This is a genomic window from Dickeya sp. MK7 (assembly GCF_000406305.1).
GTDB lineage: Bacteria > Pseudomonadota > Gammaproteobacteria > Enterobacterales > Enterobacteriaceae > Dickeya > Dickeya fangzhongdai.
Genome location: NZ_CM001984.1, coordinates 3,443,374 through 3,464,330, shown reverse-complemented (window position 1 = coordinate 3,464,330; position 20,957 = coordinate 3,443,374). Strand labels below are relative to the sequence as shown.

The following is a 20,957-nucleotide window of genomic DNA, read 5'->3' as shown; positions in this document are numbered from 1 at the left end:
AGCCAGAGGGGAGGAAAACGGTTGCGTGGCGATGAAATGGGCCGTTAAGGGGGGAAATCAGTGTAAACGTCGCGTTACAACGGAAATGAAATCAGACGGACGTCGTCCGCGGTCACCCGCAGCAGAGAACCTTCCTGATGCCAGGCGCCCAACACGGCGCGCTCGGCGCACACGCCGGCCTGATCGATCGGATGAATCGCCGGGCGGTGGGTATGACCGTGGATCATCAGCGTGGCCTGATGGTGCCGCAGGCGGGCCATCACTTCATCGGCGTTGACGTCCATAATGGTCATGGATTTGTGCTGGTTGGCCTGCTGGCTGGCGGCGCGCATACGGGCGGCGATGCGCAGACGAAGGGACAACGGCAGCCACAGGAAAAGCCGCTGGATGAACGGGTTATGCACCTTGCGGCGGAAGTTCTGGTAGGCGTGATCGTCGGTACACAGAGTATCGCCGTGCAGCAGCAACGTGCGGCGGCCATAGAGGTCAAGCACCGTTTCCGTGGCGAGCAACTGCAGGCCGCTCTGGCGGGCGAAGCGCGCGCCAAGCAGAAAGTCGCGGTTGCCGTGGGCGAAATAGCAGGGTACGCCGGTGTCGGCCAGCGTCTTCAACGCCTGCGCCACCGTGGCGTGCAGCGGGGCCGGGTCATCGTCGCCAATCCAGGCGTCGAACAGATCGCCGAGGATGTAGAGCGCGTCGGCGCCGGGCGCGTCTTCACGCAGAAAACGCAGGAAACCGGCGGTGATCGCCGGTTCCTGTTCGCTCAGATGCAGATCGCTAATAAACAGCGTGGTCATGCAGCCGGCGTTACTCGCTGATGGTTACGCTGGTAACGACTACGTCTTCTTTCGGTACATCCTGATGCATACCGCTGCGGCCGGTGGAGACGGCTTTGATCTTGTCGACCACGTCCATGCCTTCCGCCACTTCGGCGAACACGCAGTAACCCCAGCCGTTTACGCTTTCAGATTTGAAATTCAGGAAGTCGTTGTCCACCACGTTGATGAAGAACTGGGCGGTCGCTGAATGCGGATCATTGGTGCGGGCCATAGCCAGCGTGCCGCGGTTGTTGCCCAGACCGTTGTTGGCTTCGTTCTTGATCGGCGCGTTGGTGTCTTTCTGGTTCATGCCGGGTTCGAAGCCGCCGCCCTGGATCATGAAGCCGTTGATCACACGGTGAAAGATGGTGTTATCGTAAAAACCGCTGCGGCAGTAGTTCAGGAAGTTTTCCACGGTAACCGGTGCTTTTTCCGGGAAGGTATTGATGACGATGTCGCCGTGGTTGGTATGAAACGTAATCATAGATGAACCTTACTTAGCCATAGTACACAGAATGATGAGAGATATTCACCGAGGCGCCAAGTCGCCAAGAGCGCTCTTATAACATAAGTGAATGGCTGAGTCAGCACAGGGGCGAAGCTGGCGGAGAAATGTAGAGACAGGCATGGAAAATCTTTCAAATAAACTCATTGATTCTCGGTATTTAGTTGAGTTTATTTGAAATATATTTTTGTTGCGCTAAATCAATAACTGGTTTCATTTTGATATGTTTTTTTACTTTCTAAACTTATCCTTGTTGTAGTTGATAGTCACTCTCGTTAACACGTTGCTCACTCAATAATCATACAGGTAGGTAAATTATGTTGGACCGGATTAATCAGCTGTTAGACAAACCGGATTGCGGCAAGCTGGTTTTGCGACTGTCATTCAGTATTTTGATGCTGTTCCACGGTGTTCATAAGCTAATCGCCGGCGTCGGTGGTATTCAGGGGATGCTGGCGGCTCACGGCCTGCCTGGGTTTATCGCCTATGGCGTGTTCATGGGGGAAGTGTTGATGCCGGTACTGATGATTCTCGGCATCCTGACCCGTCCGGCCGCGCTGATCTTCTCGTCCACCATGGTGGTGGCGCTGCTGCTGGCTGAGCCGCAGGCGTTGTTCATGCTGGAAAAAACCGGCGCATGGGGCGCGGAAGGCGTTGCGGTCTATTTCTTTGCCGGTATCGTGATTGCGTTGCTGGGCAGCGGCAAATATTCCGTAATGAGTGACCCGCGCTGGCGCTAAGCTGGATATACGGTAACGGATTTATCCGGCTGCGACTGGCAGCCAAGCAAACCCGGCGATATCGCCGGGTTTGTGCGTTTAGGGGCCGCTCAGGACGCGAAACCGCAGGGGATGCCTAATATTAGGCGCACCCGCTTGCAATAGGGCAGGGTTCAGGTTTCAATACGCAGCTAAAAGCCTATCCCAATTAGGCTATTTTACTTGCCATTTTGGCCCTGGGCAGTGCTCGAAATCCTCACGTACTACGTGTACGCTCCGGTTTCTCCGCGCTGTCCGAGTCCAAACTGGCTGCGCCAATGACGCCTATTGAGATAGGCTCTACGTCCGAAAACCGGATAAAAACCGACTTTATTACGCGTACCGCAGACAACGATGCACATCTCCTGCGAACACCATGGAATGCCCTGATGCTAAAGATCTTTAATACCCTGAGTCGTCAAAAAGAGGAATTCAAACCCATCCACGCTGGCAAGGTTGGCATGTATGTGTGCGGGATAACCGTTTACGACCTGTGTCATATCGGTCATGGGCGGACGTTTGTGGCATTTGACGTGGTGGCGCGCTACCTGCGCTATCTGGGTTACGACGTAAAATATGTGCGCAATATCACCGATATTGACGACAAGATCATCAAACGTGCGACGGAAAACGGCGAAACCATCACGCAACTGACCGATCGCATGATCGGTGAAATGCATACCGACTTCGATGCGCTGAATATCCAGCGCCCGGATGAAGAGCCCCGTGCGACGCATTACATGGCGGAAATCATTGAGCTGGTGGAAAAATTGATCGCCCGTCGTCACGCTTACGTGGCGGATAACGGCGACGTGATGTTTTCGGTGGATACCGCGCCGGGTTACGGCGCGCTGTCTCGCCAGGACCTGGAGCAACTGAAAGCCGGGGCGCGGGTGGAAATCACCGAGGTGAAACGCAACCCGATGGACTTCGTGCTGTGGAAAATGTCCAAAGCGGGCGAACCGAGCTGGCCGTCGCCGTGGGGCAATGGCCGTCCGGGCTGGCACATTGAGTGCTCGGCGATGAACTGCAAGCAGTTGGGCGAGCATTTCGACATTCATGGCGGCGGGTCCGACCTGATGTTTCCGCACCACGAAAACGAAATTGCCCAGTCTACCTGCGCGCACGGCGGCGATTATGTGAATTACTGGATGCATACCGGCATGGTGATGGTCGATCGGGAGAAGATGTCCAAATCGCTGAACAACTTCTTCACCATGCGCGATGTGCTGACGCACTACGATGCCGAAACCATCCGCTATTTCCTGATTTCCGGCCACTATCGTAGCCAACTGAATTACACGGAAGAAAACCTCAAACAGGCGCGCGCCTCGCTGGAACGCCTGTACACCGCGCTGCGCGGTACCGATGCCGCCGCACCGGCGGCGGGGGGCGATGACTTCGAAAGCCGTTTCCGCGACGCGATGAACGATGACTTTAATACGCCGGAAGCCTACTCGGTGCTGTTCGACATGGCCCGCGAGGTTAACCGCCTGAAAGCGGAAGATGCGGCGGCGGCCAACGGTCTGGCGGCGGCGTTGCGTAAGCTGGCTGGCGTACTGGGGCTGCTGGAGCGGGATCCGGAGCTGTTTTTGCAAAGCGGCGCGCAGGCCGATGACGGCGAAGTGCAGGAAATCGAAGCCCTGATCAAACAGCGCAACGATGCCCGTCAGTCCAAAGACTGGGCGCTGGCCGATGCGGCGCGCAACCGGTTGACGGAAATGGGCATCGTGCTGGAAGACGGCCCGCAGGGCACTATTTGGCGTCGCAAATAATCCTGGCGTCGCAAATAATCCTGGCGTCGCAAATAATCCCGGCGTCGCAAATAATCCTGGCGTCGTAAATAATCACGGTTCGCCAGACGGCGTTCCTCCAATAGAAAAGGCCCGGTTTTTCCGGGCCTTTTTTCATCGTTGGACTGCTACGACATTGGGTTGCGACGATATGAAGTCGTTACGAAAACCGGCGCGTCACGCCTGCACGGTAACGGACTCTCCGTTAAAACTCACAACCTGACCCGCGACGATCTTGCAGCGCTTGCGGGTTTCGGTCTGGGCATCGACGGTCACTTCACCGGCGGCAATCGCCTGTTTGGCGGCGGCGCCGCTTTCGCTCCAGCCTTGCAGTTTCAGCAGGTCGCACAGTTCCACGTGCGGGTGTTTGTCCAGATGGAATACGTTCATGGGGGATTACGCCTGTGCCGTTGTGTCGTGGTATTCCTCGCAGGCCTGCAAGGTGTTTTGAATTAGCGTCGCGACCGTCATCGGCCCTACGCCGCCCGGCACCGGCGTGATGTACGCGGCGCGCTCTGCGGCTTCGTCAAACTTCACATCGCCTACCACTTTGCCGTTTTCCAGCCGGTTGATGCCGACGTCAATCACGATGGCGCCCGGTTTGATCCACTCGCCCGGAATGAACCCCGGCTTGCCGACGGCCACGACCAGCAGGTCGGCGTGTTCGACGTGATGACGCAGGTCTTTGGTGAAGCGATGGGTGACGGTAGTGGTGCAGCCCGCTAGCAACAGTTCCATGCTCATCGGGCGGCCGACGATGTTGGATGCGCCTACCACCACGGCGTTGAGGCCGAACATGTTGACGTCATAGCGCTCCAGCAGCGTGACGATGCCGCGCGGGGTGCAGGGGCGCAGCAGCGGCGCGCGCTGGCACAGCCGACCGACGTTATACGGGTGGAAACCGTCCACATCTTTGTCCGGCGCGATGCGCTCGATGACCTTGGTATTATCGATTCCCGCCGGCAACGGCAACTGAACCAGAATACCGTCGATGGCGGCATCGGCGTTCAGTTCGTCGATCAGCGCCAGCAGTTCCGGCTCGGTGGTGGTGGCCGGCAGGTCGTAGGAGCGGGAAACGAAACCGACTTCCTCACAGACTTTGCGTTTGCTGGCGACATAAATCTGCGAGGCGGGATTGTCGCCCACCAGCACGACCGCCAGCCCCGGCGCGCGTTTACCTTCGGCCAGTCGTTGTTTTACGCGCACGGCCACTTCGTCTTTTACCTGCTGCGCAATCGTTTTACCATCAATAATTTTTGCAACCATGTACAGAAAATCCATCATTTTCAATGCGGGGGAATGCGCCTATTTTGGCAGAAGCGGCGCGGGCTGTCAGGCGTTGTATGGTGATTAATTGTGATGTCTGGCTTGTCAATGACGTAGCGCTTCAGGAATGGGCGCGGTTTAACGGTTTTCTGGCGTAAATCGGGGGTATATCAATCTATAAGAACAAATTATTGCGGTGTATTTCTCCCAGGCCGATGTACCACTTTAGGAGGGGTAAAGTTTCAGTGTCGAAGGACGATGAAAATTGAATTATTAATTTTCGTGTTGACTATTTCTGGCGTGATGACATCAACGCATATCTGGGATCAAACTACTACCCGGGATAAAGCGATCACCCGGGATCAAACAAGGGGCGGTACATGCTTCGATTATCCTCTCTTTCTATTCGTTACAAGTTTGCTCTGGCGTTAATGCCGCTACTGGTCGCTCTGCTGTGGTTCTCCGCCAGCGGCGTGCTGGAGCGCCGTCAGACGGAGCAGGACATGGCGCAGTTTTCCCAGTTGCTGTCACTGGCGCAGCGGGCCGGTAATGCCGCCTACGCCCTGCAACGCGAACGCGGCATGAGTTCCGGCTTCATCGGCAGCAAGGGGCAGAAATTCGCCGATCCGCTGCGAACCCAGCGTGTTGAAACCGATAAAGCATTAGCCGCGTTGTGGGAAAGTCAGTCCGCGCTGGCCTTATCCAGCTCCGCTGGGGGTATCGCGCAGCGTCTGAACCGTTTGCAGGAGCGCCTGCAAACACTCTCCTCGCTGCGCGCTCAGGTAGACGGTTTCTCGCTGCCCACGTCGCAAGTGGTGGGGTGGTACACCGCCAACGTCAGCGACCTTATCGCACTGGTGGGCGATATGAGTCACCTGGTAACGAATGGCGGGCTGGTAACCCGCGTGGCGGCCTATTACAACGTGCTGAATATCAAGGAACAGGCGGGCATCATGCGCGCATTGTTGTCCGAAGTGTTCGCCGTGGATCGTTTTGCGCCGGGTCAGTACGAGCGTTTCAGCCAACTGGTCGGCATGGAAAGCGCGTACACCAATGCTTTCAATCAGTTCGCCCAACCGGCGCTCAGTCAGCGTATGCAGGACTCACTGAGCAGTGCGACGGCGCAACCGGCGCTGAAAATGCGCGATACCGCGTTTGCCAAAGCCGCGACCGGAGGATTTGGGGTTGACGCCAACGAGTGGTTCACACAGCAGACACAGCGCATCGACCAGTTGAAAGCCATTGAGGATGCGGCATCGACGGATTTGCTGAGCTGGGCGGACACGCTGGAAAAACAGGCCCGGCTGAGCGGGTACGGTTATCTGGGCGGCGCGGTGGCGGCGTTGTTGCTGGCGCTGCTGCTGGCGGTGCTGGTGGCGCGCAATGTCTATCAGCAATTGACCTCGACGCTGAAAACCATTGATGAAATGGGCAATGACCTGACGTGTCGGCTGGATGTTCAGGGTAAAGATGAACTGTCGCAGTTGAATCGGGCTTATAACCGGTCGCTGGAAAATATCGAACATGTGGTGTGTACCATTAAGCAGAGCGCCGGGTTGGTGGAGCGCGCCAGCAATGAAATCGCACAGGGTAATCAGGATCTGGCGCAGCGGACCGACGAACAGGCGGCGTCGCTGGTGGAAACCGCCAGCAGCATGGAACAGATTACCGTGGCGGTGAAACAGACTGCCGATTACGCCGCTCAGGCGTCGGAACTGATGAAAATCATGGAAGAGCAGATTGGCGTGGCCGATCAGGTCACATTGCAGGCCAGCGAAACGATGGCGCTGATTCGCCAGTCCAGCGAGCAGATGTCGCAAATCACCGCGGCGATTGACGCCATCGCGTTTCAGACCAACCTGCTGGCGCTCAATGCGTCGGTGGAAGCGGCCCGGGCAGGCGAGCAAGGGCGTGGGTTTGCCGTGGTGGCGACAGAGGTGCGCAATCTGGCCCAGCGCAGCGCCGGCGAATCGCAGCGTATCAGGGAGCTGATTTCCGGCAGCATCGACCAGGTGCATGCAGGCGTGACGCTGGTTACGCGCAGCAGCGAAACCATGAAGCAGATCATGACCAGTACGTCGCAGGTGCGGGATTTTGTCAGCGATATCGCCACCGCGGCGCGGGAGCAGTCGCTTGGCGTGGATCAGGTGCATCTGGCGCTGAATCAACTGGAACAGGTGACGCAGCAGAATGCGGCGCTGGTGTCGCAGGCGGCCAGCGCCAGCCAATTGCTCGACAGGCAGGCCGGCGACATGAAAGAAACCGTCGATCGCTTTGTGGTGGCCGATAGCGGTAATGCCCGGGTGGGCCTGCCTCTGTGATAAACCGGCGGTCAGCCGTGATGCAGCCTGGCCGCCGTGTCCATAAAGGTACGCACGATGCGTTCCAGCATCGGTTGCAGTTCCCGCGCTTTGGCCGGTTGCCAGGCGAACGGCGCCTGTTCGCTCATATAGTTGCACTGCGCCAGTTCCAACTGCAGCGCATACTGATGCTGTTCCGGCTGGCCGTAGGCTCGGGTGATATAGCCGCCGCGGAATCGGCCGTTCAGTACCCAGCTCCAGCGGTACTGTGACTGACACGCCTCCAGCAGCGCGGCTTCGATTTCGGGCGCGCTGCTGAGGCCGCCATTGGTGCCGAGGTTCAAATCCGGCAGTTGGCCGTCAAACAAACGTGGAATACGTGAAGCGATGGAGTGGGCGTCGAACAGCAGCGCATAGCCGTGGCGCTGCTTGATACGCGCCAGTTGCTGCTGGATTTGCTGATGATAAGGCTGCCAGATCTCGCGCAGATAACCGGCACGCACTGTTTCCGACGGCGCGCGGTCGGCCAGGAATGCCGGGGTACCGTCGAACAGTACGTCCGGAAACAGGCCGGTGGTGGCGGTGGTATACAGCGGCTGATCGTCGGCCGGACGGTTCAGGTCGATGACAAAACGCGAATAGTTGGCCGCCAGCACGCTGGCACCCAGCCCGCGGGCGAAATCGTACAGTTGCGGGATATGCCAGTCGGTATCCGACAGCGGCCGCGCGGCCGGGCTGAGCCCGTCGGCCACCTCCGGCGTCAGGTCGGTGCCGGCGTGGGGAATGCTGAGCAGCAGCGGGCTGTCGCCCTCGATAAAGGTAAACGGGGTCATGGGCGTTGTTCTCCGCGAAAAATCGTAGTGCAGGGCAGTTGACCGCCCAGCCAGTAAACCAGTTCCGCCGGGCGCGCCAGCGGCCAGTGTACGAAATCCGCCACCTTGCCGGTTTCCAGCGAGCCGTGGCTCTGCTCCAGCCCCAGCGCGCGGGCGGCGTGCAACGTTACTCCGGCCAGCGCTTCTTCCGGCGTCAGTCGAAACAGGGTGCAGGCCATGTTCAGCATCAGCCGCAGCGACAGCGCGGGCGAGGTGCCGGGGTTGCAGTCGCTGGCGATCGCCATCGGCACGCCGTAGCGGCGAAATAGCTCGACCGGCGGGCATTGCGTTTCCCGCAGCAGATAATAGGCGCCGGGCAACAGCACCGCGACGGTACCTGCCGCCGCCATTGCCGCCACATCCTGCTCGGTGGCGTATTCCAGATGGTCGGCAGACAGCGCCTGAAAGCGTGCGGCAAGCGCGCTGCCATGCAACGACGATAACTGCTCGGCATGCAGTTTGACCGGCAGTTTATGCGTTTGCGCTGCCTGAAACAGCCGCTCTACCTGCGCCGGGCTGAACGCCAGATGCTCGCAGAAGGCATCGACGGCGTCGGCCAGCCCTTCGCTGACCACCGCTGGCAGCAGTTCGCGGCAGACCAAATCGATCCACGCCTCCGGTTGCTGCCGGAACTCCGGCGGGATGGCGTGGGCGGCCAGACAGGTCGAGACGATCTGCACCGGGTGTTGCCTGCCCAGCGCGCGGATCACCCGCAGCATTTTCAGTTCGCTGTCCACATCCAGCCCGTAGCCGGATTTGATCTCCAGCGTGGTGACGCCTTCGGCCAGTAACGGCCGCAAACGTGCGAGCGCCGAGGCGAACAGGCTGTCGTGGTCCGCCAGCCGGGTAGCGTTGACGGTGGCGAGAATGCCGCCGCCCGCCGCGGCGATATCGGCATAGCTGACGCCGTTGAGGCGCTGCTCGAATTCGCCGCTGCGATCGCCGCCAAACACCAGATGGGTATGACAGTCGATAAAACCGGGCGTAATGATGCCGCCGCCAAAATCGGTGACGCGCGCCGGCGCGATAGCGGGCAAGGCTTGCCGCGCACCCAGCCAGACGATGCGGCCGTCGGTAACGGCCAGTGCGCCATCCTCAATCACCTGATAGCGGCCGCCGCGCAGGGTAACCAGATCGGCGCCCAGCCACAGACTGTCACAGACTATCGTCATCCTGTTCCCTCTTGCTGTTATAGTCTTGTATAGACAAGTTATACGCCCCACCGCAGGATTTCAGCAAGCTGTGACGGAATAGGAATTTCTTATTCACTTTCTCCGTCACAGTATCGGCTGTTAACCGGTTTCTGCGGCGAAATAAAAAAGCCTTATGTCATGCGCTGCCGACTTTAGTGTATAGATATGTCTATACATTCGTTATCAATGAACAATGTTATCAACGATAATCACCGACAGGATTTCGCTATGTCCGTTTATTTTGCCGCGCGCGCGTTGCTGCCGCAGGGAATGGCGCGCAATGTGCGTCTGGAAGTGGATGAACTGGGTTGCCTGCAGTCCGTGACGCCGGATGCGACGCCGGAAGGCGCACAACGTCTGCCGGGCATTGTGTTGCCGACGATGGTTAACCTGCATTCGCACGCTTTCCAGCGCGCGATGGCCGGGCTGGCGGAGGTCGCGGGCAACGCGCAGGACAGCTTCTGGACCTGGCGCGACCTGATGTACCGCATGGTCGCGAACCTGACGCCGGAGCAGGTGGGGGTGATCGCCACCCGGTTGTATATCGATATGCTCAAGGGCGGTTACAGTCAGGTGGCTGAATTTCACTACCTGCACCATGACCTGCACGGCAAGCCGTACCGCCAGCACGACATGCTGCGTCATCTGCTGGCGGCGGCGCAGCGGGTCGGCATCGGCCAGACTCTGCTGCCGGTGCTTTACAGCTACAGCGGATTCGGCGCGCAGCCGCCGCATCCGGGGCAAGCGCGTTTTATTCAGGATGTGGATCACTACCTGAGTCAGCAGGAAACGCTGGCGGCGCTGATTCAGCCTTATCCGCTGCTCAATCACGGGCTGTGTTTCCATTCGCTGCGCGCGGTCAGCCACAACCAGATGGAGGATGTGCTGGAAGCCAGCGACAGCAGCCTGCCGGTGCATATCCATATCGCCGAACAGCAAAAAGAGGTGGACGATTGCCTGAGCTGGAGCGGTGAACGCCCGGTGCAGTGGTTGTTCAACCGCTTCGCGGTGGATGCCCGCTGGTGTCTGGTGCATGCCACCCATCTGGATGAGCAGGAACTAAGCCGGTTGGCCGGCAGCCTGGCGGTGGCGGGATTGTGCCCGACCACCGAAGCCAATCTCGGCGACGGTATTTTCCCGCTCGACCGTTACGTGGCGCAGGGCGGGCGCTGGGGCATCGGCTCCGACAGCCATGTGTCGCTGAATGTGCTGGAGGAACTGCGCTGGCTGGAATACGGTCAGCGCCTGCGCGATCGCCGTCGCAACCGGGTGGTGACGCCGCAGCAACCGGCAGTGGGCAGCCTGTTGTACGCGCAGGCGTTGCAGGGCGGCGCCCAGGCCTGCCGGGTGCCGGTCGGCGAACTGAGCGTCGGCTGGCGTGCCGACTGGCTGGTGCTGCGCGAAGATGCGCTGTTGAGCGCGGTGGCTGACGACAGCCTGCTCAACCGCTGGCTATTTGCCGGCGATCGCCAGCAGATCCGTGATGTGTGGGTGGCGGGTAAACCGGTGATTGAAGACGGACGGCACGCGCTGGACGAGGAGGTTGACGCCCGGTTTGTCGAGGTGATGCAGTCGTTGCAGGCGGTGCTGTGATGCAAACGTTCAGTCTTAATACCCTGCCGGTCAGCCGCTGGAAAAACGGCGGCGGCGAAACCCGGGAAATCTGCCGGATACCGTCGGACGAACCCGGCGACGATTTTGCCTGGCGCGCCAGTATCGCCACCATCGAGCGCGACGGCGATTTTTCCAGTTTTCCCGGCGTAGACCGGGTGATTACCCTGTTGTCCGGCGACGGCGTGGAGCTGTGCAGTGAAGACTGGCGACACCGGCTGACGCTGCATCAGCCGTTCGCCTTCGCCGGCGAGCAGGCGATCACGGCGCGGCTGTGCGGCGGCGTCAGTCTGGACTTCAATATCATGGTCGATCGCCGTCGCTACCGGGCGGAGATCGCGGTCGTCAACGGTACGGCGGCGCAAACGCCGGCGGCGGACGGTGTGGCGTACGTACTGGCGGGGCACTGGCGATCCGGCGCACATCGGCTGGCTGCCGGAGACGGCGTCTGGTGGCGGTCTTCAGGCGTGGACTGGACGCCGGATGACGACAACGCCGTTTTGCTCCTGACCACGATCCACGCACGATAATCTGCTCTGTGCATCACCCTGATGCACAACAATTGGGCACCGCCGTTGTGCGGTGCCGCCCCGAATCGGTCTTCCCACTGTCGAATGTGTTTTCCCCATGCGCCGTTATTCCCTGACGGCCGCTGCCGGGCGGGATTGGCCGGACTTACCGGCTGAGATTGGCCTGCTAATCGCAATCATGGCCCGAATCTTGCTGCTTAATTGATGTTGTATATACATGTAATTACTTTGACGGTTAAACACCAGGGGGAAGACATGAAAAAGAGCGGATTGGTTCTACCTGTGATTGCCTTATGTGTAGTGAGCGCGTCGGCCGCCTTCAGCGCGGGCGTGCAGGCCAAAGAGTGGAAGTCGGTGACTATCGCGACGGAAGGCAGTTACGAACCCTGGAACCTGACCTTGCCGGGCGGCAAGCTGGGCGGGTTTGAGCCGGAACTGATGACGATCCTGTGCCAGCGGATGAACCTCCAGTGCAAGCTGGTGGTGCAAAACTGGGACGGCATGATCGCCGGTCTGCAGGCCGGCAAGTTCGATGTGATGATGGACGCCATCGTGATTACCCCGGAGCGCAAACAGGTGGTGGATTTCTCCCTGCCGTATGCGTCCACGCCGGCCAGCTTTATTACCGTCAAAGGCAAGCTGGCGCTGCCTGTCGAGGCGGATAAAGCGATGATTAAACTGGCGAATGATCCTGACCAGATTAAGCCGGCGGTCGCCGGCCTGCGCGGCGCGTTGCAGGGCAAAACCATCGGTATCGCCTCCGGCACCGTCTACACGCCGTTCATCGACGCCTACTTCCGGGACGTCGCCACCGTGCGCGAATACACCGCATCCGCCGACGCCATTCTCGATTTGCAGGCCGGGCGCATCGACGCGGTGTTTGACGATGTCACCTTCGCCAACTCCATCCTCAGCAAGCCGGAAAACAGCAACCTGACGCTGGGCGGTCCGCAACTGACCGGGCCTATCTGGGGAGAAGGGGAAGCACTGGGCTTTCGTAAAAGCGATCCGGAACTGAAGGCCAAATTCGATGCGGCCATCAAGACCGCGCTGGCGGACGGAACGGTGAAAACGCTCAGCGAGAAGTGGTTCAAAACGAACGTCACCCCCTGAGACTGAGGAAACGCTATGCTGGCCCTGTTAGATTTCAGCGATCAGGGGTGGGGCGGCCTGTTGGCGATGGCCGCGCTGACCACTTTGTGCCTGACGATGGCGGCGTTGCTGATCGGCGCTTTGGTCGGCGCCGCGGTCGCCGCGGCCAAACTGTCCACGCGCCGGCTCTGGCGCGTGGCGGGTGAGACCTATTCCATCGTGTTTCGCGGCATTCCGGAACTGCTGATCATCTATCTGTTCTATTTTGGCGGTTCCGGCGTGCTGACGCAGGTTGGGCGCTGGTTCGGGGCCGAGGGATTTATCGAACTGCCGCCTTTCCTGATCGGCGCGCTGGCGATTGGCCTGATTTCCGCGTCGTATCAGGGCGAGGTGTACCGCGCGGCGCGTCTGGCCGTGAATAGCGGCGAACTTGAGGCCGCCAGCGCGATGGGTATGCCGCGCTGGCGCATCGGGTGGCGGATTCTGCTGCCGCAGGTGATCCGCTTTGCCCTGCCGGGGTTGTCCAATGTCTGGCAGATGAGCCTGAAGGATTCGGCGCTGGTTTCGGTAACCGGCATTGTCGAACTGATGCGCGCCAGCCAGATGGCGGCCGGCTCGACCCGCGACTATTTTCTGTTCTACCTCACCGGGGCGGCGATCTATCTGATCCTGACGGTGTTCTCCAATACCGCGTTTGCCCGTCTGGAGCGGATCTTGTCCCAGCCTTATCGCCGTAAGGCGATTCAGGAGCCGTCATGATCGATATTGCCTTTCTGACGCAGACGTTCCTGCGATTACTGTCGGCGCTGCCGGTGACGCTGGGGCTGTTTTTTTCCTCGTTCGCGGTCGGGGCGGTGCTCTCGGTGCTGCTGGTGGCGATGCGGGTTAGCGCGGTCTGGCCGCTGAGCGGGTTTGCCCGTTTGTATATGCTGATCTTTCGTGGTACGCCGTTGCTGATTCAGCTGTTTCTGGTCTATTACGGGCTGGGGCAGTTCAGCGCGGTGCGCGACAGCCTGTTCTGGCCGGTGCTGCGCGACCCTTTCAGCTGCGCCGTGCTGGCGCTGGCGCTGTGCACCGCCGGTTATACCGCGGAAATTCTGCGCGGCGCGCTGCTGTCCATTCCCGCCGGGCAGATTGAAGCCGGTCTGGCGTGCGGTATGTCGCGCTGGCTGCTGCTGCGCCGCATCATCGCGCCGGTCGCGTTGCGTCACGCGCTGCCCGCCTGGTCGACCGAGGCAATTTTGCTGATCAAATCCACCGCGCTGGCCAGTCTGGTCACGGTGTGGGATGTCACCGGCGTGGCGCAACAGATTATCCAGCGCACCTACCGCACGCTGGAGGTGTTTGTCTGCGCCGCGCTGATTTACCTGTTGCTGAACTTCATTATTGTCAGGGTGTTTGCCTGGCTGGAACGCGCCTTGTCGCCGAATCTGGCCGCCGTGCCGACGTCTCCCGGGAGAGAGCATGAATAAAACCGCCCCCATAACCTTATCGATGATCGATATCCGCAAATCATTCGGCGCGCTTGAGGTGCTCAAGGGCATCTCGCTGGATGCGCGCAAAGGCGAGGTGATTTCGCTGCTGGGCGCCAGCGGGTCGGGCAAGAGCACCTTTTTGCGTTGCATCAACCTGCTGGAAACGCCGGACGACGGCACGGTCGCCGTCAGCGGCGAAATGATCCTGATGAAGCGCCATAAACTCGGCCATCAGGTCGCGGCCGACCGGCGTCAGGTGGAACGGCTGCGCACCCGGCTGGGGATGGTGTTCCAGAATTTCAATCTGTGGAGCCACATGACGGTGCTGCAAAACGTCATCGAAGGACCGTTGCATATCCTCAGACGTTCGCGCGCCGAGTGCGTCGGGCAGGCCGAGGCGCTGCTGGCGAAAGTCGGGTTGTATGAACGGCGGCATTTTTATCCGACGCAGCTGTCCGGCGGTCAACAGCAACGGGTGGCGATTGCCCGCGCGCTGTCGATGGAGCCGGACGTCATGCTGTTCGATGAGCCGACCTCGGCGCTGGACCCGGAACTGGTCGGCGACGTGCTGAAAGTGATGCGCGGGCTGGCCGAAGAGGGGCGCACGATGCTGGTGGTCACCCATGAAATGGGATTCGCCCGCCACGTGTCCAGCCGGGTGGTGTTCATGCATCAGGGGCGGATTGACTGCGAGGGCGCGCCCGATGCCATGTTCGGCGGCGACAGCTCGCCGCGTTTTCAGCAATTTATCGCCAGTCACCAGACAGTATAGGAGGACGGCATGGACATTGAGATTTGCTGGGGCGACGCCCCGCTGGTCTGGTATGAACTGGTGCAGGTGGCGCGCCACGGCGCGCATCTGAGCCTGAGCGATGCGGCCTGGCGGCGTATGCGCCAGTCGCGGCGTATCGTCGAACAGATTGTGGACAGCGACACGCTGGCCTATGGCGTGAATACCGGGCTGGGCGCGTTATGCAATGTGACCTTGCCGACGGCGGATCTGGCGCGGCTGTCGCGTAATACCTTGCTGAGCCACGCCTGCGGCGTGGGGCCGCGGCTGTCCGTCGAACAGACCCGCGCCATCATGTGCGCGGCGATCGCTAATTACAGCCACGGCAAGTCGGGGATTCAACCGGATATCGTGCAGGCGCTGCTGACGCTGCTGAATCAGGGCGCCACGCCGTGCGTGCCGTCGCAGGGCTCGGTCGGCTATCTCACCCATATGGCGCACATCGGGCTGGCGCTGATCGGCGTCGGCGAGGTGGAACTACAAGGGCAGGTGCTGCCCGCGCCGGAAGCGTTGCAGCGCATTGGCGTCACGCCGGTGACGCTGGGGGCGAAAGACGGGCTGTCGCTGGTCAACGGCACGCCGTGCATGACCGGGCTCGCCTGTCTGGCGCTGGATGACGCCGCGCGGCAACTGGACTGGGCCGATGTGACCGGCGCGATGAGCTTTGAGGCGCTGCGCGGGCAGATCGTGGCGTTTGACCCTGAAGTACTGGCGTTAAAACCGAGCGCAGGCATTCAGCAGGTCGGGCAGCGCGTGCGCGCTCTGCTGGCCGGGAGCCGGATCATCGCCGAGAGCGAAGGCATTCGCACGCAGGATGCGCTGAGTTTACGCTCCATCCCCCAAATTCACGGCGCCTGCCGCGATCAATTTGCGTCGGCGGCGCAGCGCATCGAGATGGAGCTGAATGCCGCCACCGATAACCCGCTGGTGCTGGGCACGCCGGAACAATGGCGGGTGGTGTCGCAGGCGAACCCGCATGGCGAAGCGGTGGCGCTGGCGGCGGACAGCCTGGCGCTGGCGTTATGCGAGCTGGCGGGCGTGGCGGAGCGCCGGCTGGACCGGCTGATCAATCCGCTGGTGAGCGGGCTGCCGCCGTTTCTGGTCGCCCAGCCGGGGGTGAATTCCGGCATGATGATCGCCCAGTATGTGGCTGCCTCGCTTTGCGGCGAGAACCGTCTGTTGGCGCAGCCCGCGGTGGTGGATAACTTTGTCACCTCCGGCCTGCAGGAAGATCACCTCAGCATGGGCACCCCGGCGGTGCTCAAGTTATTGAAACTGGCGGAAAACGTCTGGCACGTGCTGGCGATAGAGTATCTGCTGGCGGCGCAGGCGCTGGATTTTCTCGGCCCGGATAATGCCGGCGTCGGCACCCGCCGGGCGTGGCGGTTGTTGCGTCAGCAGGTTGCCGTCTGGCAGGAAGATCGCTGGCTGGCGCCGGATATCGCCAGCGCGGTGCAGGTGCTGCGGCAGCAGGATCTCTGTTGGGGCGACTAGCCCTGCCGAATGGGCAAGCAGAGCGATACAGACATGCCCGCATAACCGATAGCGGGACCGGGGGAGGGCAGGCAACCGGCGCGTTGCCGGTTAATTGAATGTCAGACGGTAAAAGCGCTGGGGGCGCCCGACGGTGCCGTGCTGAATGTGCGCTTCCAGCAGTTTGATGTTTTTGCAGTATTCAAGGTAGCGTCGGGCGGTGGATTTGCTGATGCCGATCGTGTCGCTCAGGCTGTCGGCGGTGTGCTGCACGTTTTCGCCGGAAAATGCCGCTCGCACCTGATTGAGCGTCAGTTCATCAATGCCTTTCGGGTAGATGAATCCCGCCGGCGCGCTATAGGGGATTGACTGACGTATCACGCGGTCGATCTCTTCCTGCGGCAGATGCGATTTCTGGCGTACCTTTCTGTTGAACATCAGATAGTTTTTTAACGCTTCTTCCAGCCTTTCCAGCATGAACGGTTTGACCAGATAGTCACAGGCGCCGTGGCGTATCGCCGTTTTAATCGTGTCGATGTCGTTGGCGGCGGTGATAAAAATGACGTCGATATCCGGCTGCGTGGTTCGCAGATGTTTCATGATGTCGATCCCCGTGCCATCGGGCAGATAGTTATCCAGCATCACGAGATCGGGTTTTTGGGCGGCGATGGCTATCCGGGCATCGGCAAGGGTATCGGCGCTTCCTAACAGCAGAAATTCTGGGTGTTTTTTGATGAAGCTGGCAATGAAGAAAGCCATGTCGTGATTATCTTCAACCAAAAATACGCTGATCTTGTTTTCCATAGCGTCAATCTTCTAACTCTTTGTTAAATCTTGGGGATGTAAACTGAAAAAACCGCACCGCCGTTATCGTCGGCCGCATCGACCAGACACTCGCCCCGCGCTTTCTGCACCAGTGACTGCACCAGATACAACCCTACGCCGTGATGACGGCCCGGTTTGCTGGTCGCGCCCTTCACAAACAGCGTTTCCGCCGCTATCTGGCTGAGGCCAGGGCCATTATCCTGCACCGATAGCACGATTTCATCGCTGCTGTCATTGAGATACAGCTCGATCGACTGGGGATGGGCGGGCGTTTTCACCGTCGCTTCCAGCGCGTTGTCCAGCAGATTACCGATGATGCAGGCCATCTCCTCGGCGCTCAGCGGCGCGTCCGCTCCGGTGTAATAGGATAGCGGGTCAATACGCAGATCGATGCCCAGTTCGCCCGCGCGCCCCACTTTGCCGAGGATCAACCCGGCAACGCACGGGCAGTGAAAGGATTTGATAATCGCATCATAAAACTGCTGCAGCTGGGCATTCTCCTGCGCGACGTACTGGCTGACCCGCTCATATTCTCCCAACTGGATCAGACCGTAGATAACGGCCAGCCGGTTTTTGAATTCGTGACTGATTACCCGCAGTTCTTCGCTTTCATGTTTAATGTGGTTGACCTGCTGGGTCATCAGGGTTTCGTTGGTCTTTTCCCTTAGACTGATCACAAAACCGGCAAACTCATCCTGCTGATTGAGGATGATGGTCCGGTTGGCGATAAACGTCGAACCGTTAAAGGCGACGTCCACATCGTGGCACTCCTGACGCTCGGCGGATAAGAAGAAATCGGCCGGTACCACATAATCAGTAATCTTGTGTCCGGTCAGCGGGCCGTGGGGATGGTCGATGGAGAGCATCTTTTTGGCGGCGTTGTTGATGGCGATGATGCGCCCTTCCGGGCTGACGGCGATCACGCCGTCGTAAATGGCGTGCAGAATAGCCCTGCGCACCTGATATTTATAGTTAATCATTTCCGGCGTCAGGCCGGACATCTGTTTTTTCAGCAGGCGGTAGGAAAACACGCCGCCCAGCAGGATCAGGATAAATACGGAAATCAGCAGGCCGAAGAATGGGGAGAAATAGTCCGCCAGTAGACCCCGGCGGTGCGCTTCCGTATACCCGACCGACACGTAGCCGATATATTTTCCATCCAGAATAAACGGCGCGCGCGTTTTTACCGAGGCGCCGGAATAGCCGGTATTGTTGACGGTATAGCTTTTCCCATCGCGCAGCAGGGTGATGTTGCCGATATCCTTGATGGCCAGGTTCACCTGAGCGGGGTCGGGATGGTAGAGGCGGATGTTATCCGTGTCGCTGATGACAATAAAATCCGCATCGCTGCGGGCGTAGCGCTGATCGATCAGGCTACGCAGCGCCGCCTGATCCCGGTTGTTGACCGCCTGTTTAAGCGCGGAATCCTGCGAGAGGATCAGTGCCAGATTTTTGGATTTATCCGCCACGTCGTTATAGAGCAGGTTGCTGATAACGAGAAAGACAGCGCAGCCGGTCACCACCACCACGGCCAGCGAGGTGATGAAATAGTAAAGTATTATCTGATATTTATAAGAACTGCTCGGCTCGCTGCCGGCGGTTATGGCCTCGGACATGGTGGGTTCCGTCAGTCATGGTTGCACAGGATAAATACCGCATCACCCTGTGGGGGGCTGTCGGGGGCAAAGATACCATCGCCAGATGGAAAGGTTGCCGATTGCTCGCGAGCCGCAGGAAAACGGTGTTACGCGCTGCGGGTGCTGCGCGATGCTATTGAAACAGATAGGTGGCCTGATTGCGCCAGGCCACGTCAATGTTTTTAGTGATTCAACGACAATGTTTTTAGTGATAACAACAATGTTTTTAGTGACAACAACGATGCTTTTAGCGATTCAACAACGATAACGCGCTGTGCAGCGAAAGACCCAGCAACGTAAAATCGGTCGTCGAGTAGGTGGTCGGGGCATCGACGCCGGCGTCGTGGATCGGCTGGAAAATGAATGCGGAGCCGGCAATGGAGATGATGCCGCAGGCCACGGCGCCGATTATCGCGCCGCGGATACCGCCGGTGGCGTTACCGATAATGCCCGCGCCGCCGCCGCTGGCAAACGTGAACAGCAGGCTGGGAACCATCGCCGGATAACCAAATACCGGCAACAAAATCATGGTCAGGAAGCCGCTGACGGTACAACAGATAAAACCGATGAAAACGGCGTTGTTGGAATAAGGAAACAGCGAATAGATTTCAATCGCCGGAATCGATTTCTTGATGACTTTATCGCTGATGCCTTTAAACGCCGGAATCAGCTCTTCAATAAACATATGTACGCCGCGGGTCAGCATGTAGACACCCGCTGCAAACAGCCCGGCTTGTTTCAGCAGGAACAGAAATATATTGGTATGGCTGTGATCTTTATTGCCTGCGTCCGCGATCGCCTGCACATGATCGGCGCCGGCGACCAGCGCGGAGACAACAAAGAACAACAGCATCACAAAGAAAGTCGAAACCTGTTTGTCTTTTAAAAAACCAATGCTGGTCGGAATGGCCAGTTTTTCCGCATCATTTTCTTTATTACCCAGTTTTTCCCCTAACCAGCCGGCCAGCATATAGCTGGTGGAACCGAACTGGCCGATAGAGAAATCGCCGGATTGTCTCAATGCGTCGCAGTTGTCAATTTGTCGGCAATAGCGCACCAGCAGCGCCGGAGAAATAACACACCATACTCCGGTAATCAGTGTCGCCAGGATAGCGGAATTAGAAACGGAGATGCCGTGCAGCATGGCAATGATCGTCAGGCAGCTCACCATGAAGAAAACATGATGCCCGGACAGGACGATATATTTCAGCGGAGTGATTTTAGCCAGCACAATATTGAAAAACATGGCGCCGATAAGGCCGGCGGCGATGGCCGAAGAATAGAGCTGGCCCAGTTTTTCCATGGCGACAACGATAACGACTTCGTTGTTAGGCACAATGCCCTGAACGTGAAAGGCGGTGAGGAATATTTTTGAGAAATTATTCAGTGCCGGAGAAATAAGCAAGTTTGCACTGGCAAAAAGAATGACAAAGCCCAGATAGGTTTTGATTGTAGAAGTAATAATATCGTTAATATTCTTCTTTTGAATGATATTTCCCAGCATGGTAAAAAGACTCACCAATATGGCGGCGTCTTTTAGTAGCTCGATAAGAAATTGAAACACAGGATTCCCCTTTATTCATAATCTTTTGACCGGGGTAAAGTAACTGCGATCCTGTCAGTGAAAGTTGATCGGCGATCACATTGATGGATAAATAAAAAGAATTAAATGAATTTTATGCTTTTAATTATTATTCCATTGATTTGTTATTTTTCTTTATTTACCGTCATCCGGCATTCGAATTTAGCGGCTTTTATCTATTTCATGTTAAATGACATAATTGAAAATGTTAAGTGAAATGGTTATTTAATTTATTTCAGCAATGCTGAATCGCCAGTCAATGCAATTCTTTGATTTATTGTGAACGGCCTGAGTCTTTTCTATTTTAAAAACGTGAGTAACCGCCAGCAGGAATAGTGCTGATTAACTCGATTACGAATGAATTATCTGAGCTTATGAGGAACGTGCTGTGTTGAAAGAATATCGTGAGCATGTCGCCGAACGTACCCGGCAGGGTA

The 20,957-nt window shown here is 58.4% G+C and carries 19 protein-coding genes; 10 read left to right on the top strand and 9 right to left on the bottom strand.

Annotation, left to right across the window (positions count from 1 at the left end; all coding sequences use genetic code 11):
* Positions 1-74: 74 nt before the first annotated feature.
* Together lpxH and ppiB are read right to left on the bottom strand one after the other, a co-directional pair.
* On the bottom strand, positions 75-797 hold the full coding sequence (gene lpxH / locus DXXMK7_RS14880; protein ID WP_038919774.1) for a UDP-2,3-diacylglucosamine diphosphatase: 723 nt from the start codon (positions 795-797) through the stop codon (positions 75-77).
* A 10-nt stretch (positions 798-807) separates the two neighbouring features.
* The gene (gene ppiB, locus DXXMK7_RS14875) at positions 808-1,302 is read right to left on the bottom strand and encodes a peptidylprolyl isomerase B (RefSeq protein WP_038919772.1); all 495 of its coding nucleotides are present in this window, start codon (positions 1,300-1,302) and stop codon (positions 808-810) included.
* Between the two features lie 338 nt (positions 1,303-1,640).
* Here ppiB and DXXMK7_RS14870 point away from each other — a divergent pair, with 338 nt between their 5' ends.
* Together DXXMK7_RS14870 and cysS are read left to right on the top strand one after the other, a co-directional pair.
* Positions 1,641-2,063, top strand: coding sequence for a DoxX family protein (locus DXXMK7_RS14870; protein ID WP_038919771.1), 423 nt, complete (start codon positions 1,641-1,643; stop codon positions 2,061-2,063).
* A gap of 407 nt (positions 2,064-2,470) precedes the next feature.
* The gene (cysS, locus tag DXXMK7_RS14865) at positions 2,471-3,856 is read left to right on the top strand and encodes a cysteine--tRNA ligase (protein WP_038919770.1); all 1,386 of its coding nucleotides are present in this window, start codon (positions 2,471-2,473) and stop codon (positions 3,854-3,856) included.
* A 195-nt stretch (positions 3,857-4,051) separates the two neighbouring features.
* Here cysS and ybcJ read toward each other — a convergent pair whose 3' ends face one another.
* Together ybcJ and folD are read right to left on the bottom strand one after the other, a co-directional pair.
* Positions 4,052-4,264, bottom strand: a complete 213-nt coding sequence (gene ybcJ, locus DXXMK7_RS14860) for a ribosome-associated protein YbcJ (protein ID WP_038919769.1) — start codon at positions 4,262-4,264, stop codon at positions 4,052-4,054.
* Between the two features lie 6 nt (positions 4,265-4,270).
* Entirely contained in the window at positions 4,271-5,140 is an 870-nt protein-coding gene (gene folD / locus DXXMK7_RS14855) for a bifunctional methylenetetrahydrofolate dehydrogenase/methenyltetrahydrofolate cyclohydrolase FolD (RefSeq protein ID WP_038921072.1), read from the bottom strand.
* A gap of 380 nt (positions 5,141-5,520) precedes the next feature.
* Between folD and DXXMK7_RS14850 the strand changes: the two genes are divergently transcribed.
* Positions 5,521-7,461 (top strand): methyl-accepting chemotaxis protein, encoded by a 1,941-nt coding sequence (locus tag DXXMK7_RS14850; protein ID WP_038919768.1) that lies wholly within the window; start codon positions 5,521-5,523, stop codon positions 7,459-7,461.
* A gap of 11 nt (positions 7,462-7,472) precedes the next feature.
* Here DXXMK7_RS14850 and hutG read toward each other — a convergent pair whose 3' ends face one another.
* Together hutG and hutI are read right to left on the bottom strand one after the other, a co-directional pair.
* A complete protein-coding gene (hutG, locus tag DXXMK7_RS14845; protein WP_038919767.1) occupies positions 7,473-8,273 on the bottom strand; it encodes an N-formylglutamate deformylase in 801 nt (266 codons plus the stop codon).
* Positions 8,270-9,484: an imidazolonepropionase gene (gene hutI / locus DXXMK7_RS14840; protein WP_049842590.1), complete on the bottom strand. Its 1,215-nt coding sequence runs from the start codon at positions 9,482-9,484 to the stop codon at positions 8,270-8,272. Before hutI ends, hutG begins: the two co-directional genes overlap by 4 nt.
* Before the next feature lie 249 nt (positions 9,485-9,733).
* Here hutI and DXXMK7_RS14835 point away from each other — a divergent pair, with 249 nt between their 5' ends.
* From DXXMK7_RS14835 to hutH, 7 genes are all read left to right on the top strand, one after another.
* Positions 9,734-11,098: a formimidoylglutamate deiminase gene (locus DXXMK7_RS14835; RefSeq protein ID WP_038919766.1), complete on the top strand. Its 1,365-nt coding sequence runs from the start codon at positions 9,734-9,736 to the stop codon at positions 11,096-11,098.
* Complete coding sequence (locus tag DXXMK7_RS14830) at positions 11,098-11,646, top strand: HutD family protein (protein ID WP_038919765.1); 549 nt, start codon at positions 11,098-11,100, stop codon at positions 11,644-11,646. The genes DXXMK7_RS14835 and DXXMK7_RS14830 overlap by 1 nt, the downstream gene beginning before the upstream one ends.
* Before the next feature lie 255 nt (positions 11,647-11,901).
* Complete coding sequence (locus tag DXXMK7_RS14825) at positions 11,902-12,759, top strand: transporter substrate-binding domain-containing protein (protein WP_038919764.1); 858 nt, start codon at positions 11,902-11,904, stop codon at positions 12,757-12,759.
* A 15-nt stretch (positions 12,760-12,774) separates the two neighbouring features.
* Positions 12,775-13,497: an ABC transporter permease gene (locus DXXMK7_RS14820; RefSeq protein ID WP_038919763.1), complete on the top strand. Its 723-nt coding sequence runs from the start codon at positions 12,775-12,777 to the stop codon at positions 13,495-13,497.
* The gene (locus tag DXXMK7_RS14815) at positions 13,494-14,210 is read left to right on the top strand and encodes an ABC transporter permease (protein ID WP_038667085.1); all 717 of its coding nucleotides are present in this window, start codon (positions 13,494-13,496) and stop codon (positions 14,208-14,210) included. Before DXXMK7_RS14820 ends, DXXMK7_RS14815 begins: the two co-directional genes overlap by 4 nt.
* Complete coding sequence (locus tag DXXMK7_RS14810) at positions 14,203-14,985, top strand: ABC transporter ATP-binding protein (RefSeq protein WP_038919762.1); 783 nt, start codon at positions 14,203-14,205, stop codon at positions 14,983-14,985. Before DXXMK7_RS14815 ends, DXXMK7_RS14810 begins: the two co-directional genes overlap by 8 nt.
* A gap of 9 nt (positions 14,986-14,994) precedes the next feature.
* A complete protein-coding gene (gene hutH, locus DXXMK7_RS14805) occupies positions 14,995-16,497 on the top strand; it encodes a histidine ammonia-lyase (protein ID WP_038919761.1) in 1,503 nt (500 codons plus the stop codon).
* Positions 16,498-16,587: 90 nt separating this feature from the next.
* On the opposite strand, the gene DXXMK7_RS14800 is transcribed toward hutH, so the two are convergent.
* From DXXMK7_RS14800 to DXXMK7_RS14790, 3 genes are all read right to left on the bottom strand, one after another.
* Complete coding sequence (locus DXXMK7_RS14800; protein ID WP_038919760.1) at positions 16,588-17,280, bottom strand: response regulator; 693 nt, start codon at positions 17,278-17,280, stop codon at positions 16,588-16,590.
* A gap of 23 nt (positions 17,281-17,303) precedes the next feature.
* On the bottom strand, positions 17,304-18,917 hold the full coding sequence (locus tag DXXMK7_RS14795; RefSeq protein ID WP_038919759.1) for a sensor histidine kinase: 1,614 nt from the start codon (positions 18,915-18,917) through the stop codon (positions 17,304-17,306).
* 268 nt (positions 18,918-19,185) lie between these two features.
* Positions 19,186-20,502: a PTS transporter subunit IIC gene (locus tag DXXMK7_RS14790; protein WP_038919758.1), complete on the bottom strand. Its 1,317-nt coding sequence runs from the start codon at positions 20,500-20,502 to the stop codon at positions 19,186-19,188.
* Between the last annotated feature and the right edge of the window lie 455 nt (positions 20,503-20,957).